8 protein-coding genes are annotated in these 16,214 nt (G+C 73.9%); 1 reads left to right on the top strand and 7 read right to left on the bottom strand.

Features of this window, described 5'->3' with window-relative positions; translation table 11 throughout:
* Positions 1–43: 43 nt before the first annotated feature.
* Together CFW40_RS12835 and CFW40_RS12830 are read right to left on the bottom strand one after the other, a co-directional pair.
* Positions 44–1,696: a glycosyltransferase family 2 protein gene (locus CFW40_RS12835; protein ID WP_088797912.1), complete on the bottom strand. Its 1,653-nt coding sequence runs from the start codon at positions 1,694–1,696 to the stop codon at positions 44–46.
* A 263-nt stretch (positions 1,697–1,959) separates the two neighbouring features.
* Positions 1,960–5,640, bottom strand: coding sequence for a CDP-glycerol glycerophosphotransferase family protein (locus CFW40_RS12830; RefSeq protein WP_088797911.1), 3,681 nt, complete (start codon positions 5,638–5,640; stop codon positions 1,960–1,962).
* Between the two features lie 361 nt (positions 5,641–6,001).
* On the opposite strand from CFW40_RS12830, the gene CFW40_RS12825 reads away from it, so the two are divergent.
* On the top strand, positions 6,002–6,688 hold the full coding sequence (locus CFW40_RS12825) for a class I SAM-dependent methyltransferase (RefSeq protein WP_088797910.1): 687 nt from the start codon (positions 6,002–6,004) through the stop codon (positions 6,686–6,688).
* A 79-nt stretch (positions 6,689–6,767) separates the two neighbouring features.
* Here the strand turns inward: CFW40_RS12825 and CFW40_RS12820 are convergent, their stop codons facing one another.
* The 5 genes from CFW40_RS12820 to CFW40_RS12800 all read right to left on the bottom strand — a co-directional run bounded on the left by CFW40_RS12820 (position 6,768) and on the right by CFW40_RS12800 (position 15,903).
* Positions 6,768–7,721: a class I SAM-dependent methyltransferase gene (locus CFW40_RS12820; protein ID WP_088797909.1), complete on the bottom strand. Its 954-nt coding sequence runs from the start codon at positions 7,719–7,721 to the stop codon at positions 6,768–6,770.
* A 398-nt stretch (positions 7,722–8,119) separates the two neighbouring features.
* Entirely contained in the window at positions 8,120–9,010 is an 891-nt protein-coding gene (locus tag CFW40_RS12815) for a carbohydrate ABC transporter permease (protein WP_088797908.1), read from the bottom strand.
* Positions 9,007–10,389, bottom strand: a complete 1,383-nt coding sequence (locus CFW40_RS12810; RefSeq protein ID WP_256331491.1) for a carbohydrate ABC transporter permease — start codon at positions 10,387–10,389, stop codon at positions 9,007–9,009. The genes CFW40_RS12815 and CFW40_RS12810 overlap by 4 nt, the downstream gene beginning before the upstream one ends.
* 47 nt (positions 10,390–10,436) lie before the next feature.
* Positions 10,437–11,816 (bottom strand): ABC transporter substrate-binding protein, encoded by a 1,380-nt coding sequence (locus tag CFW40_RS12805; RefSeq protein ID WP_088797907.1) that lies wholly within the window; start codon positions 11,814–11,816, stop codon positions 10,437–10,439.
* Between the two features lie 574 nt (positions 11,817–12,390).
* Positions 12,391–15,903 (bottom strand): FHA domain-containing protein, encoded by a 3,513-nt coding sequence (locus tag CFW40_RS12800; RefSeq protein ID WP_088797906.1) that lies wholly within the window; start codon positions 15,901–15,903, stop codon positions 12,391–12,393.
* Positions 15,904–16,214 lie beyond the last annotated feature (311 nt).

Raw genomic sequence — 16,214 nt, 5'->3', positions numbered from 1 at the left:
TCCTAGGTCGGGGTAGAGGAGTGCGGGGAAGGACCGGGCCGGTTCAGCCACGCAGCCGCCGGGCCGCGATCCGCCACACGCTGCGCAGGCCGGAGGCGACCCGCAGGGACAGGGCGCCGCCGGTCGTCGCATACGGCTGCACCAGCAGCACGGTATGACGGCGGCTGGGCAGCACCCGGCGGCGCAGCCCCGGCCCCAGGGCCCGCAGCGCCGCGCGGAAACCCGCCCCGTCCGCGCAGCTGACCTGCGCCATCAGGTCCCACGGCTCGGGCTCGGCACCGGGCCCGCCGCCCGGTTCGGCCAGCGCCGCGAGATCCAGTACGACCTCGGCGGTCCAGCAGGCCTGTGACCCGCCGACGGCCGGGGCCGGGGTGAGGGCGGCGGTGTGGACCGGGCCGCGCCGGTCGTCCCGGCGGCGCCGCAGCTCGATGTCGATGCTCTCCGGGCCGGACGCGGCCAGCCGCCCGTACAGATCGTGCACCCGCAGCCGCAGCACACCCGGGCCGCCGGTGGACGGTTCGGCATCTATGGTCACCGGCAGCCGGTGCATCGGCTTGGTGCCCAGCGCGTCCAGGACGACCTCGGGCAGGTCCGCGGACCACACCGCGCGGCCGCCGGCCTCCGCGTACGGCGGCAGCAGCCGGCCGGGCCGGGCCGCCAGCTGGGTCAGCCGCTCCAGGTCCCTGGGGACCGGCGAGGCCAGCACCACCCGGGCCAGCCAGCGCGCAGGCGCACGCGCCGCGCGCAGATCGGCCTCGTCGAAACCCGCCAGATACTCGCGGGTCAGCCGCCACCACTCGGCCCGGTAGTCGGCGCCGCGGGTGTGCAGCTCGCGGACGTACATCCGCAGATCGTGGTCAAGGAACTTGGTGCTCGCGGCGTGCGCCAGCGCCTTGTGCCCGGCGTCCAGGAAGATCTGCACGCTGGCGCGGTGCGCCGCGATCCGCGCCTGCCAGTTGGCGACGTCGTTGCGGTCCAGCGAGATCGACTGCCGGGCCGCCGAACGGCGCACATGCCAGACGTAGACCCGGTCGGGGATCGTCACGATGCGCGGGGCGGCGGCCAGCACCCGCGCCGTGAACACGAAGTCCTCGTAGGTGAACCGGCCCTCGGGGAACGTGATGGCGTGCTTGTCGAGGAACGCCCGCTCGTAGAGCTTGTTGACGCACAGCGTGTCCCGGACCAGCTGCGGCGCCGCGCCGGGGGAACTGTGCACCGCCGTCTCGCGGTAGAGGCCCGGCTGCCAGGGGACGTCACGGTGCGCGGGCAGCTCACGGCGTACGCAGGCGCCGGCCACGACCGGGGCGTCGTGCTCACCAGCGGCGGCCAGCAGCGCCCGGGCCGCACCCGGGGGCAGCACATCGTCGCTGTCGAGGAACATCACGAAGCGCCCGGTGGCCGCCCGCAGACCGTCGTTGCGTGGAGTGCCGCAGCCGCCGCTGTTCGTGTCGCGGTGGATCACCCGCAGCCGCGGTTCGCCGTGGGCGAGGGCGTTCAGGGCGGCTCCGGTGCCATCGGTGGAGGCGTCGTTCACCGCGATCACTTCGGTGACCGTTTCGCCCGGAGGCCCCTGCGCGAGCGCGGAGCGCACCGCATCGCAGACATGACCGGCATCGTTGAAGGCGATGACGACGATGCTGACCTGCGCGGAAGGCGTGATGGTGGGCCCCGTCAGCGGATCGAGGGCTTCTTTCACAGTCACTGAATCTACATTTCGTGTCGACAGCATCTCTTGGCGCGAGCGGGGTCCGAACCTTTTTCCGATGGTTCAGAGGGCGAATCCCGTCGAGCGGTTGCACCCCTTACTCCCCTTTTCCCGCCCTCTTGCCGTCTTCTTACGGGCGGGAGCCGGGGCCCGGGGGTGTGCAGACCCGTAAGGGCGCCTGCACATGCTGTAACGACGCGGGTGCCGCACGATGTTGATCCGCACGCCACCACCTTGCGACGGACCGGCCCCGGTCACCGCTCCATCAGATCCGCGACCCGGCCGGCCGCACCCCCGTCGTCCCGGTGACAGAACGCTTCCCGGAAATCCGCGTACGCATCCGCCCCCGCGGCGGCAATCTCCTCCAAGCCGCCCAGCGCGTCGATCAGTTCACCGGTCGAGGTGAGCAGCGGACCCGGCACCCGGGCCTCGAAGTCGAGGGTGAAGCCGCGCAGGGTGTCGCGGTAGTGCGGCAGATCGGGCGTCAGAAAGAGCATCGGACGCCCGGTGTTGGCGAAGTCGGCGGCCAGCGACGAGTAGTCGGTGACCAGGACATCCGCCGCCAGCAGCAGCTCGGTGGCGTCCGGGTGCGCGGACACGTCGAGCGCGAACGGCGCGTGGTGGGCGGGCAGCCGGTCGGCCACCAGCGGATGCGAGCGCACCAGCAGCACATGGTCGTCCGCCAGCTCCCGCCGCGCCAGCTCCAGATCGAGCGGCAGATGCAGCCGGTGGTGGCCCGCGTCGTAGGCGAGATCGTCACGCGGGGTCGGCGCGTACAGCACCACCTTCCTGCCCGGCTCGATGCCCAGGCGCTCGCGGACCGCGGCCGCCCTGAGGTCACGGTCGGCGGCGAAGAAGGCATCGGTGCGCGGCAGCCCGGTCTCCAGCAGCCGCCCGGAGTAGCCCAGCGCCGAGCGCAGCACCGGTGTGCTGTGCGCGTTCGGCGACAGCAGCACGCTCCACTGCCGGCTGACCCGCGGCCGCGGCGCCAGATGCGCCAGCCCCGCGCACAGCGTCCCGGCCAGATCGGCGCCGATCCGCTTGAGCGGGGTGCCGTGCCAGGTCTGGATGATGCGCTGCCCCCCGCGCCGGGTGAACCACCGGGGCAGATGGGTGTTGGTGACCACCCAGCGGCTGTGCGCCAGCGCCCCGTGCCACTCGGCGCTGCCCACCAGCACCGCACGGGCCGTCTCCGGCACCGCGGTCTGCGCGTCACGCACCGCCCACAGATGCTCCACGTCCATGCCCCGGCGCACCAGCTCCTCGTGCACCGCCCGCGGGGAATCCCCGTACGCCCGGCCGCCGAAGCTGCTGTAGAGGACGGTGTCGCGCAGCGGGCGGGAACGGTGCAGCGCATAGTGCTGCTCGCGCAGCATCCGGCGACGGTAGGGGCCGCGGTCGGTGGCGGGCAGCGCAGGACCCGCCACCACGAGCGCTTCGTCGTGCCGGTGCCGGTCGAGGGTGAGCGGCTTGCCGCGCACCGTACGGGTCGTCGGCAGCCCCTCCAGGAGGGACGGCAGGGCGCGGACCGGGGCGTCCAGCGCGGAGCCGGGCGCGCCCCGCTCGCGCAGATGCAACGTCCAGCGGCCCTCACGCAGCGGCAGCGGACCGGCCAGCGAGGGCAGCGCGCCGAGCGGCAGCGTGGCGTGGAACCGGCCCTCGTCGTGCGTGGTGGGGAAGGCCAGCTCCGCGGCGTGCGCCCCGTGCTTGAGAACCAGTTCGGTGGCGAGCGGCGCGGCGCCGGGCAGCGCGCCCGCCACCAGCAGGGTGCCGTCCGCCCGCCACAGCGCCCGGTCCAGATACGGCTGCGGGGTCCGGTCGTGCAGGACCAGGTTCCCGGCCGGCCCGGCCGCCACGACCAGCTCGCGGCCGTGCGGCAGCGGATGGGCGGCCGGCGCCAGAGCGAGGTCACAGGCGATCGGGTCGGTGCCGCCGCCGGGCAGCACCACCTCGGCCGCCCAGCTCTCGGTGTGAACCGGGGGGATCGCTCGCGGCGCACCGTCCCGCGGGGGCCGCGCGGCGGCCAGCGCGTCGAGACGGATACGGAAGATCAGGGGCGGGGAGGGGGCGCGGGGCACGGCCCCGGGGACGGCGGGGGGCGCGGCGCCGGGCGCGCCGTTCGCCTGCCCCGGTCCCGTTCCCGGCCGCGCACCCGGTCCCGGTCCCGTTCCCGCCGGAGGTTCCGCTTCCACCGGGAACGACACCACCGTGCCGGTCCCCTGATGGGTCAGCCGCAGGGCGGTGGGCGGCGGGCCGGCTGTGGTGACCGTCAGGTCCAGGGTGCCGGCCGCCGCCCGGTGGCCGGTCAGCCGCCGGGCCGGACGGACCACCGACAGCCGCAGCCGCCCGTCCGGGTACCAGGGCGTGATCCGCACGGCACCCGTACCGTCCCCGGGCAGTTCACGGGCGCACGGGGCGGCCCCGGAGCCGGTCTCGGCGGCGTGCAGCGCCGCGGCCCGCACCACCCCGGCCGACGCCAGCAGCACCCCCACCGACCAGTCGCTCTCCTCCCAGCGCCCGCCCTTGCGAAGCCGCGCCGGATCGAGCCGCAGCTCGAAGCCCGACCAGTCGTAACAGTGCAGCTCCTGCCCGGACTCGGCGGTCGCCTCCGGCATCGCCACCGGCCGCAGCGGCAGCAGGATCCGGCGCCGCCCGCACGACAGCACGGCCGTCCTGAGATAGCTGTGCCGGGTCGCGGCATCCAGATTCCGGATATAGGCGTAGCCGCGCAGCACCAGCACACCGCCGCGCCACTCCGCCTCCCTGACCCGGGCCCGTACGGGGAAGTCGGCGCGGTCCAGCCGGGTCACCCCCGGCGGCAGCTCCAGCGGCGGGGTCAGCGGCAGCACCGCGCGCTTGCGCAGCGGCGGCCCCGCGACGGCGAACCCGGCCGGGTTACGGGCCTCATGGGTGAGCAGGGTGAGCAGATCGGCCAGCCGCCCGGCACGGATCAGATACCAGCGCATCCGCAGCTCGACGGGGAGCGTGGGGAACAGCCGCGGATCGACACCGGAGAGGAAGTCGCGGGCGCAGTCGAGGAACGCGGTCCGGCACTCCGGCGCGGCCGCCGGCAGCGCCTCGACCAGATCGAGCAGCCCGTCGGTGAGCTGCGCACGGTCGTAGTCGCGCTGATAGCCACGCAGCCGGGCGTGGGCCGGATCGGCGAGGAAGCGCCGGATGCCGGCCACCGCCGCGAACCGGTCCCGTACGCCCCGGGCATCGGGCCTGTGGTGGCGGTCGGGCCCTTCCGGCAGCCGCCAGTAACAGACGTGCTCCCGCAGGACGTCGACCGCGTCGGCCAGGAAGAGCGCGGGCAGCGTCACCGCCGCGTCATGGCACAACTCACCCTCGGGGAAGGTGAATTGGTGCTTGTCCCAGAAGGTGCGGCGGAAGACCTTGTTGCGGGCGAAGTCGTCGGACAGCAGGGTCAGGTCGTCGCGGAGGCGGGTGCGCAGCGCGGTGGCGCGGGTGGCCGGATGACGGGCCGACTGGCTGCGGCCGGCCGCACCGAGCCGGTAGACGTTGCCGGTCGCCAGATCCGCGCCGGACCGGTCCAGCAGCCCGACCAGATCCTCGTACGCGCGCGGCAGCAGCACATCGTCGGCGTCGAGGAAGGCCAGATAGCCGGTGTGCGGATAGGCGTGCCGGGCACCGGTGTTGCGGAGCGCGCCGCAGCCGGGGGCCGGCGGCCCCCCGGGGTGGTGGACGATCCGGAACCGTGGGTCCCGCTCGGCGAAACGGCGGGCGGGAGCGGCGGGCCCGCCCCGTGCGGCCAAGGCGTCCCCGCCCCCGCCCGCGGGCGGGCCGTCGTCCACCATCACCACATCCAGATCGGTCAGCGTCTGAGCCGCGACCGACTCCAGGCACTCCTCCACATTGCGCTCGGACCCCTCGATGCGATGGACCGGGACGACGACGGTGAGCCGAGGCTTCATACGCGGACCAAGCCTTTCCGGACTGGCGAATGCACAAGACCGGTCCGTTCAACTCGCCCACGGCGGCACGGTCACCGGATCTGCGCTGAAAGGGTGAGAGGCCCCGCCGGGCGCCCCGCTGCGCGGGACCGGGCATCCGCGGGTGCAGGGACCGCGCACCACGGCGTGCCGGGCCGCCCGCCCGTGGGCGCAGGCCCGCACGGCACCCTGTGCCGGGCCGCGCGTCCGTGTGGGCGGGACGACGCCCGGTGCGGGCATTCGGCGCGCCGTGGCGCCGGGCCGCGTCCGATGCCGTAGACCCGTTGCACAGCTTTACGGCGTTTTGCGCGCCGTGTTCCCCAGGGAAGGTGACCGCGTCCCGATGCCCGGCAGAACCGACAGCTCCGCCGCCACCGACAGCCCCGACGCCGGGCCCCCCGGCAGCGACACCCGGACCGCCCGGCCCACGCCTCCCACGGGCACCGCGCCGTCCGCCTCCACCGCACGGCTGCCGGCCGACCGGGGACGCGGCGGCCCGGCACGGCTGCTGCCCGCCCGGTCCCCGTACCGCAGCCAGCTGCGGCGGATCGGCACCGGCCGGGTACTGGAGATCGGCTGCGGGACCGGCGGCACGCTCGCCGACTGCGCACCCGGCAGCGTCGGCGTGGACCACGATCCGCAGTCCGTGGCGCGCTGCCGCGAACGCGGGCTGACCGCCTATACGGCCGACACCTTCCTGGCGAGCCCACACGCCCGGCCCGGCGCCTTCGACGCGCTGCTGATCGCGAACGTCCTGGAGCACCTGGACGACGAACAGGTCGAGGGGCTGCTGCGGGCCTACGTCCGGTACGTACGGCCGGGCGGCGGCGTACTGCTGATCACCGCGCAGGAGGCCGGGCACCGGGCCGGACCCACCCCGGTGCGCTTCACCGACTTCACCCTGCTGCGCGCCTTCGCCGAGTCCGCGGGCCTGGCCGTACGGCGCACCTACTCCCATCCGCTGCCGCGCCCGGCCGGAATGCTGCTGCGGTCCAATGCGTTCGTGCTGGTGGGGCAGGTGCCCCGGTAGACAGGGGCACCCCGCCAGGGCGTGCCGTCAGCCTGGCGGGGGCCGCAGCGGACAGCCGGCCGAGTGCGTACGGGGCCCGCTAGCGCGTACGCGCCCGCTTACGTGTCCTCACCAGGGCGCGGGTGACGATCGGCGGCAGCACGTCGCGGGCCACCCGGCGCACCGTGCTGCGCGCCGGGACCGGCCGGCGCGCGGCCGGGCGGGCCGCGGAGGCCTGTGGCGACTGCGCCGCGGACCGCCGCACGGTGCGGGCCGTGGAGGTGTGCCGGGAGACCGGATGGCCGGGCTCCTCGGCGCCCTTGGCGCTCAGCCGGACCAGTGGGGCACCGTTGACGTACTGCACCTCGTGCCAGATGTCGCCGCGGGACGCGATCCACTCCAGCAGCGCCTTCTGCAGCGGCTCGGGGTCGCCCCAGGTCCCGTAGAACTTGGTGCCGGTGATGCAGACGGGGCGCAACCCCTCGTTCGTGACGGCCTGCCAGGTGGCGGCGGCCACTCCGGGGCAGTGTTCGGCGCGGTAGTCGTCCATCACCACGATGCCGTGAGCGGTGAGCAGCTTGCGCACCGCGAGGATGTCGCCGTGCACATGCTCGTACAGATGCGAGGCATCGATATGCGCGAAGCGCACCGACCCCTCGTCGACATGGTCGCTGACGAGCGAGCTGAGACCCTGGACGATGGTGGGCAACTCGTCATGGAAGGCGAGGTAGTTGGCCTCGAAGGCGCGGCGGGTCAGCGTCGCGTAGGACTTCCGCATCTCCTTGGAATTGGAGGCGTCCTCGGCGGGGGAGTCGAAGAGGTCGCAGACCGTGAAGCGCTCCTGCGGGCGCAGCCGCGCACCGAGGAAAATGGCGCTCTTGCCCATGTAAGCGCCCAGTTCGAGCAGGTCACCCGGCTCGGAACGGTCCTGCTGGTGCGCCAGGAACCAGTCGAAGAGCAGCTGGTCGGCGGTGAAGAACCAGCCTTTGACCTCGGACAGCCGGGTGGGGCGCGGGAGGTGTTCGGCGCTCTGGTCCGCGAGGGGGGCAGTCATGTGCGGTCCGTCTCCAGACGGTCGGGGACATGGGGCTGAGTACGACGCGTGCGTGAGGGAGTACGTGCGGTATGTACCGGCGCTGTCTGCCGTGGATGTGGCGGTATGGAGCTGTGGCGTGTCGGCGGTAGCGCCGTATCGCGTTATGGGGGTGTCCAGATGGCAAATCTGCAGTTGTCCGGACCTGTCCGGTCTATGCGGTTGTGGACGCGCCCGGCGTCATGGCCGCCACGCACGGGCGCGGCCTTGCGGGGGCCGGGGTCTTACCCACCCCGCGTGCCGACCCGCCATGCGCACCCGCCGCACCGTGCACGGCACGGCGGCGGCGTCATCGTAGACGCAGCAAAATGAACGGGAGATGGCGTGCGGCCGGGGAGCGGCAGGACGTCGTGCGGAGTTCACTTCACCGCGCCGGCCATCACACCGGAGACGAACTGACGCTGGAAGGCGAAGAAGACGATCAGCGGCACCACCATGGACAGGAACGCCCCGGGCGCCAGCACATCGATGTTGTTGCCGAACTGCCGCACCTCCTGCTGCAGCGCGACCGTGATCGGCGGATGGCCGCTGTCCGCGAAGATCAGCGCGATCAGCATGTCGTTCCACACCCACAGGAACTGGAAGATCCCCAGCGAGGCGATCGCCGGGCCGCCCAGCGGCAGCACCACACGCGTGAACAGCCGCAGCTCGCCCGCCCCGTCCAGCCGGGCCGCCTCCAGCAGCTCGCGCGGGATCTCGGCGAAGAAGTTCCGCAGCAGGAACACCGCGAACGGCAGCCCGAAGGCCGTATGGAAGAGGATCACCCCGGCCGTCGTCTCGAAGAGCCCGACCGCACCGAACAGCTTGGCCACCGGGATCAGCGCCACCTGCACGGGCACCACCAGCAGCCCGACCACCACCATGAACCAGCCGTCCCGGCCGGGGAAGTCCATCCACGCGAACGCATAACCGGCCAGCGACCCGATGACGACGACCAGCACCGTCGCCGGCACGGTGATCGCCGCCGTGGTCAGCAGCGAGCCCATCACCTTGCCGTTGGCCAGCAACTGGCTGTAGTTGTCCCAGGTGATCTGGGCCGGTTTGCCGAAGACCTGCCACCAGCCGGACTCGGCGATCTGCTGCGGGCCGCGCAGCGACGAGAGCAGCAGCCCCACCGACGGCATCAGCCAGAACAGCGCCACCAGGACCAGGAAGATCCGCACCGCACCGCCGCCGGTCCGCGCCGCGATCCGCGCGCCGAGCGGCCGCCCGACCCGCCCGCCCGCACCGGCACCGTCCACGCTCGTCATCGGCGACGCTCCTTCCGGATGCGCCGGAGATTGACGTACATCACCGGCAGCACGAGCAGCAGCAGGAAGACGGCGATCGCGCTGCCCAGGCCCTCGTCGACATCCGTGCCGAACGAGGACTGGAAGAGCTGGAGCGCCAGGACGTTGGCGGACCGGATGCTGGAGCCCGGGGCGATGATGTAGACCAGGTCGAAGATCTTCAGCACATTGATCATGAGGGTGACCAGCACGACCACCAGGACCGGCGCCAGCAGCGGCACCGTGATCCGGCGGAAGACCTGCCACTCGCCCGCGCCGTCCACCCGCGCCGCCTCCAGCAGCTCACGCGGGACACCCGCCAGCCCCGCCGCGATCAGCACCATCGCGAAACCGGCCCACATCCAGACGTACGAGCCGATGATGGCCGGGGTCACCAGCGCCGGGCCGAGCCAGTCGACACCGCGGTAGGCCTCGGCGAAACCGGCCGCGGGCAGCCGGAGCCGCGCGCCCTCGGCCCGGTCCGCGGGCAGCGCATATGTACCGTCGGCCGCCGTCGTCGCCGAGGCGACCACCCGGCCGCCCTTGACCGCCTCGACCGTCAGCCCGGCCAGCGCCTTCTCATTGCCGTCGATGACCCCCGGGCGGCCGCCGCCACCGCGGGTGAAGTCCAGCCACACGGTGCCGGTGACCTTGCCCGGCCGGGGCCCGGCGGCGACCGCGGCACGTGCCCCGCGCAGATCGCCCGGCTGGACGGCGACCAGCGGCAGATTCACCGGCGACGCGGCCCGCACGGTGGCGCGCGTGGTGAACGCACCGCCGCCGGACGCCTCGAGACCGGACCGGGGCCGCGGTTTGGCGCCGGGGAACGGGGCCGGTGCACAGAACGTGTCATGGATGCCGACCCACACCGCGTTGGCGACGCCGCGCTCCGGATCCTGGTCGTAGACCAGCCGGAAGATGATGCCCGCCGCCAGCATCGAGATCGCCATCGGCATGAACACGATCAGCTTGAAGGCGGTGCCCCAGCGGATCCGCTCGGTCAGCACCGCAAAGATCAGCCCCAGCACCGTCGAGACCGTCGGCGCCACCACGACCCAGACGACGTTGTTCCTCAGCGCGGTACGGATACCTTCGTCGGAGAACATCGCGCCGTAGTTGCCCAGCCCCACGAACCCCGTGCCGGACGCGTCGAACAGACTGCGGTAGACGGAGAAGACGATCGGGTAGACGACCAGCGCACCGAGCAGCAGCAGCGCCGGCAACAGGAACACCGCGGCCGTCCAGGGACGGGCGCCCAGAACACCGCCGCCCGGACGCGTGCCGCTGTTGCGCCGGCCGCCGTCGCCCTGCGGGCGGCGCCCGCCGCTGTCACTCACCTTGCCGGCCTGTACGGCGCTCATCGTGACGGTCCCCCCCGGTCCCGGTCGAAGCGGTCGGCGGCGGGAGCTCAGCGCCCGAAAGACTTCGCGGCGTCCCTCTCCAGCCGGCCCTGGATGCCCACGATGTCCTTGGGGCTCTTCAGGAAGTCCTGCAGGTCCTTCCACTCGCCCTGGCCCGGCTTGCCGCCGAACGAGGCGGGCGCCTGGTCGGACATGTCGAAACGGAAGTCGTCGCCCGCCGCGATCAGCGCCTTGGCGATCCGGCGCATCACCCCGTCGGCGTACGCCGCCTGGTCGAGCTCCTTGTTGGGCGAGATGAACCCGCCCGCCTGCGCCCAGATCTTGGCGGCATCCGTCGACGCCAGGAAAGTCAGCAGCGCCTGTGCGGCCTTGGAGTCCTTGAGCGCCACCGCCACATCGCCGCCGGTCACCACCGGGGACCTGGCGCCCACCGCCGGGAACGGGAAGACCTTGGCGTCCGTGCCCACCTTGGCCTTCGTCTGGGTGATGTTGGCGGCGGCGAAGTCGGCCGAGGAGACCATCGCGGCCTTCGGGGTGCCGCCGCTGAACGTCTGGGTCACCGACGTCGGGAAATCCGTCTGCAGCGCACCGGAGTTGCCGCCCGCGAGCAGGTCCTTACGGCCGAAGAGCTGCCCGAGCGTGGTCAGCGCCTGCTTGACGGAGGCGTCCGTCCACTTGATCTTGTGCTGCGCCAGCTGGTCGTACTTCTCGGGCCCCGCCTGGGAGAGGTAGATGTTCTCGAACCAGTCGGTCAGCGTCCAGCCGTCCGCACCGCCCACCGAGACCGGCTCGACGCCCGATTCGGAGAGGGTCTGCGCCGTCTTGAGGAAGTCCTGCCAGGTCTTCGGCTCCTGGGCGCCCGCGTTGTCGAACGCCTTGGCGTTGTACCAGACCAGCGACTTGTTGCTGGCCTTGAAGTAGACGCCGTACGGCGTGCCCTTGTGCGCGCCGAGGTCCTGCCAGCCCTTGCTGTAGTTCTTGGCGAGCTGCGCCTTGGCGGTCGCGCCGAGCGGCTTGAGCCAGCCCTTCCGGGCGAACTCGCCCAGCACACCGACCTGCTGGAGCATCGCGATGTCCGGCGGCCCGCCACCGGCGATCTTGGAGCCGATGAAGCCGGCCATGTCGTCGCCGCTGGGCACGAAGTCGACCGTGGCGCCCGTGCGCTTCTCGAACTCGTCCAGCACCTTGACGAAATTCTCCCGCTCGGGCCCCGTCCAGACCGCGGTGACCTGCAGCTTCTGGCCCTTGAGCCGGGGGAGTTGCACGGTGGGGGCGGTACTGCCGCCCTTGCCGCCACCGCTGCCGTTGTCCTTCGTGCCGCCGCCACTGCTGCCGCTGCCGCACGCGGCCAGCGCCAGGGCGAGCGCCGTGCCCACCGCCACCGCGGTCGTGGCGCGCACAGCCGTGCGGTCGTGTCGTCTGCGCATCCCCGTAGCCCCTTGTCGCCGCGCCTGCCGTACCGGGTGCCAAGGGAGCCGTGCCCTGACGTGCCACGGCGCCCCCACCGTGCCGTTCGCTTCGTGCCCGTATCGCGCCCGTACGCGCCTGCGCGCGCCGATCGCGTCGTGCCGTACGGCCTACGTCCTGATCACGTCGTGCCGTACGGCCTGGGTGCCGATCGTGCCGTTCGCGTCGTGCGGTGCCGTGCGATGGTGCGTGGTCGCGCTGCGCCTCGTCGTGCTCTGTTGGTCTCGGTATGCGTCGTGCTCTGCGGTCTCTGCGGTGTACGTCGTGCTCTGCGGTGTGCGACAGTCCTACGCCCCTGGCCACCGGCTCCGCAATACCGCGTTCCGCGCCAACGGGCCTTTTGTGACGCGGCTGTTATGGGCGGGCGGTGGGTTCGGACGGCGTGGCCCACCGACGCCACGGCAACGGCGGGGCGTGTCCAGGGGCGGGGCCGGCGGGCACCGGGTTCGCAACATGGCGGCGCACCGGTCGCTCAGCCCACCGGCTGCTCAATCCACCGGCTGCTCAGCCCACCGGCTTCTCAAGCCGCCCGCTTCACAACAGCGGCGGCGCCGATGCCGCTCCCGAGGACTGGGCGGCCCGCTGCAGTGCGCTGGCCAGCAGGGCCAGGTCCGTCGGGCCGTTGCCCAGCTCGCGCAGCGGGCGCCGGGCCGGCGGGTCGCCCATCCGCCGCCACTCCAGCGGTACGACCGTCGGCCGGAGGGTGGAGGTCCGGGGTATCCGGCCGGTGACCCGGCCCGCCTGGAACGGTGTCGAGGAGCCGTCCGCGGCGCGGTGCAGCCGTCCGCGGCCCGCGGGCACCGGCTCGGACGGATCGTCGAAGGGGCCCAACCGGACCCGCAGACCGGCCCGTTCGCTGGTCGCGGTCTCCGCCGTACGGTCCGGATGACCGGTGGCGGCTATCAGGTGGACCCCGAGCTCCGCCCCGTCCCGGGCCACGGCCTCCAGGGCGCGCACCACGGAGCCGGCGGCGGGCCGGCCGGTGCTGCCCAGCGCCGGGGCCACCAGGGCGTCGAAGTCGTCGACCAGCACGAAGAGCCGGGGCATCGGCGGGGCCGGGGCGGTCCCGCCTTCCGTGGCTGCCGGGCCGGCGGCGGGCGGTGTGCTGCGGGGGCGCAGTCGGAGGGTTCCGGTCGTGGACGGGTCCGCCGCTGTGCCGCCGTCCGTTCCTCTATCACGGCAACGATTACCGAGGGTAGTCAGTTCCTGCTCTCCGTAATTACCCTTCTCGCGACTGCGCGCGCTGTCGCCGCTCTCGGCCGAGCGTCGCGGGGCGACGATCCGGGGAGCCGGCAGCTGCTTGGCGCGCCACTCGGCGAACGGGGTGCCGGCCAGTATTTCCGTCCGCCGCTTCAGCTCGGACGACAGGGCCTGGGCGAACTCCCGCATCCGGACCGGGTCGGAGGCGGCGAGGTAGGTCGTGACATGCGGCAGGTCCGTACAGACCCGCAGCCCCTCGCCGCGCTCGCTGCCGCCACCGTCCACCAGCACCAGCGACAGCAGATCCGGGCGGTCGGCGGCCGCCAGTGAGGCGGCCATCGCCCGCATCAGCTCGGTCTTGCCGGTGGCCGCCGCGCCTTCCAGGACGAGATGCGAGCCATCGGCGGCAAGGTCGGCGCACAGTGGGCCGTGCGGCCCGGCGCCGAGCACCGCCGCGGCGCCGGGCCTGTCGGTGTCCAGCGTGGCGGCCCAACGGGCCATCAGGGACGCCGGGGTGGCGCGGGCCAGCCCCAACTCGTCCAGCAGCCGCGCGGAGTCGGGCAGCGGGACGGCCGCACGAGGCGCCGTCCGGCCACCGGAAGCGGCCGCCGTGTCGCTCTCGCGCAGCGGCGCCAGCGCCCGCGCGAACCGCTCGGCCCAGGCGCCGGAGACCGCGTCCACCGTCGCGACCGTGCCGTTGGGCCCGGAGCCCGGCTGGACGACGCGCAGCGCCGTGGCGACATCGCCGCTGAGCACCGCCACCGCCCCGCACTCGCCGAAGGCGGGCGAGGCCGCCCGGGCCGCTTCGTACGTCGCGGCCAGCGGGAAGGCGGGGGAGGCGGCCGGGGTCTCGGCCAGGCACAGGAGGTGGATACCGGCCGCCGGGCCGCCCGCGGCGAGCCGGGCGGTGGTCTCGCGCAGCGCGGAGGTGCCGGGATCGCCATCGACGACCACGACGGTGTACGGGCCCTGGTGGCGGGCGGCGGCGGAGGCGGTCTCCGCCCGCTCGGCGGCCGCCCAGCCGGGGCCCAGCGGGCCGTCGTCGAGCCGGCGCACCAGCTCGGACGTACGGGCCGCGGCCTGTTCGCTGTCGTACGCCAGCAGCAGCCGGCAGTCCTGGCCACGGTCCGGACGGACCTGCGGCAGCCAGCCGAGCCAGGACCAGTCCGCCACCCGCTCCTCGGCCGGGCGGGCCCGGTCCGCGCTGATCAGCACGACTTCCAGGGTGCCGGGGGAGTGCAGAGCCGTGAGCTGGGCGAGGGCGCTGCGGGCCAGCCCGGTGAGCCGCGCCCGCGGCCCGGCGAGACCGAGGGAGCCCGCCCGGCGCAGATCGACGGTGACGGGCACGGCGGCCCGGCCGCCGTGCCGGGCCGCCGTCCCCAGACGGACGGCCAGTGCGTCGGGGTGGTCCGGGCCGCGCTCCCAGAGCCGGGGCCCCGGGCCCAGCGCGGTGAGCAGGACCGCGGCGGCATCCGGCCAGCGTTCGTCGGCGGCCGGCCCGGAGAGCGCTTCCGGTGCCGGGGCGCCCTCGGCGGTGTCCACGACGGCCGCCCCGGAGGCGCCGGCCGGTGCGTACTCCGGTGCGAGGGCGTCGTCCGGCCGCTCCACGGCGGGCCGGCCGCCCGCCAGCCGCCGTGCCCAGGCGCCGATGCCACCCCGGCGCCCGCCTTTACGGGATCCCTCATCGGTCCGGAATCCCTCCTCGGCCGGTGCCAGGAACCCCGGTGCCAAAGACTGCTGCCCGCCGTGCGTCCGGCCCTGCGCGCCGGCCGGAAGGGCGTCGCTGCGCTCCCGGACCCCGGGGCCGAAGCCGCCCGCCGGGGCGGCGCCGGTGGTGCGGTCGTAGACATGGCCTGTGGAGGCACCCGGGACGGGCGCCGCGGCGGAGCCGGAAGGAGTGCCATGGACGGAGCCATGGCCGGGGGCGGCGTACCGGGACGGGGTGCCGCGCAGGGGAGTGTCCCGCCGCCCCGCCGGGTCCGGGGCGAGGGGGCCGGCCCCCGTGTATGCCCCCTCCGCGGCGGAAGTGGCTCCTCGCGGGCCCGCTGACGTCCCGTGTCCGCCGTGCTCCCCGTAGACCCCGTATACCTCGTGTCCCCCGTACTCCCCATGACGCTCCGTCCGGCCCGCCACCGCCGCTGCCTGCCCCGCCGCCACGTCCGGGCGCGCACCGGCCGTGCCCGGGGCGATCCGCAGGTGCCCCTCGCCGTCCGGGGCGGTCGGCAGGGCGGGGTCGGGGGAGGCGGGTGCGGACTGCAGGCGCAGGGCGGACTCCCCGACGCGCAGCAGGGCGCCGGGCCGCAGGGGCACGGGCCGTTCGCCGAGGTCGGTGCCGTCCACGACGGTGCCGTTCGTGGAGTGCAGATCCGCGACGTACACCGCGCCGTCCGGCTCGACCGTCACGGCGCAGTGCAGCCGGGAGACATCGGGGTCGTCGAGGGGGACATCGGCGTCGGCCGAGCGGCCGATACGGATCTGGCCGCCGTGCAGCAGATGCACCCCGCCGGCATCGGGGCCGGAGACGATGCGCAGACGGGCCGAGCCGTGCGGCAGGCCGTGTGCCGGGGCGGGGCCCGGACCCTGGAGGGAGAGCACCGCGCCGTCGATCAAAGGCGGCTCGCCGAGCGCCGCGCGCTGCGGATCGAGCCGGTCGTGTCCGGCGTACAGCACGACGGGGCCGCTGCCGCCGCCCGGCCCGCCGACGTCCGCACCCGAGCCCGCCACGGAGGCCGCGAGTGCGCCCGCCACCGCCGCCAGCGCGGTCCCGGCGGGGGCCGTCACGAGCACGTCGCAGGTCCGTGTGGTGTGGCCGCTGCGCGGCCCGAGGACGGTCAGCCGGATCTGCATCGCCGTCAACGGTCCCTTCTGCCGGGATCCGCCGGGGGAGGGCTCCCTCCCCCCACCGCACCCGGGCACGTCGGCACGTACAAGTCCCAAGTGCACGTCACGACAAAGACCGCGCGCCCCCACCGCATCGTGCTGGGTGCATCCTCGCACCTGCCACTGACAACACGCCCGCCGACCGCCATTCAGTGATCTTGATTGGTCTTCTAAGGGCGAAAAAGTGCCTGCTTGCGTGCCGTGCCCGGCCGGATTTCGACCGCCGTGGTCAGCTCGGAACGGTGCGGAACAGCCGTGTGCGGAATGCCGCGGGCGGT

The sequence above is a fragment of the Streptomyces sp. 2114.4 genome (genome assembly GCF_900187385.1).
Classification (GTDB): Bacteria; Actinomycetota; Actinomycetes; order Streptomycetales; family Streptomycetaceae; genus Streptomyces; species Streptomyces mooreae.
This window is presented reverse-complemented; position numbering and strand designations above follow the sequence as displayed.

Excerpts from the sequence above, each read along its gene's own strand:
- CFW40_RS12830 (WP_088797911.1), bottom strand. The coding sequence starts at position 5,640 with ATGAAGCCTCGGCTCACCGTCGTCGTCCCGGTCCATCGCATCGAGGGG.
- CFW40_RS12825 (WP_088797910.1), top strand. The coding sequence starts at position 6,002 with ATGCCCGGCAGAACCGACAGCTCCGCCGCCACCGACAGCCCCGACGCC.
- CFW40_RS12820 (WP_088797909.1), bottom strand. The coding sequence starts at position 7,721 with ATGACTGCCCCCCTCGCGGACCAGAGCGCCGAACACCTCCCGCGCCCC.
- CFW40_RS12815 (WP_088797908.1), bottom strand. The coding sequence starts at position 9,010 with ATGACGAGCGTGGACGGTGCCGGTGCGGGCGGGCGGGTCGGGCGGCCG.
- CFW40_RS12810 (WP_256331491.1), bottom strand. The coding sequence starts at position 10,389 with ATGAGCGCCGTACAGGCCGGCAAGGTGAGTGACAGCGGCGGGCGCCGC.
- CFW40_RS12805 (WP_088797907.1), bottom strand. The coding sequence starts at position 11,816 with ATGCGCAGACGACACGACCGCACGGCTGTGCGCGCCACGACCGCGGTG.
- CFW40_RS12800 (WP_088797906.1), bottom strand. The coding sequence starts at position 15,903 with ATGCAGATCCGGCTGACCGTCCTCGGGCCGCGCAGCGGCCACACCACA.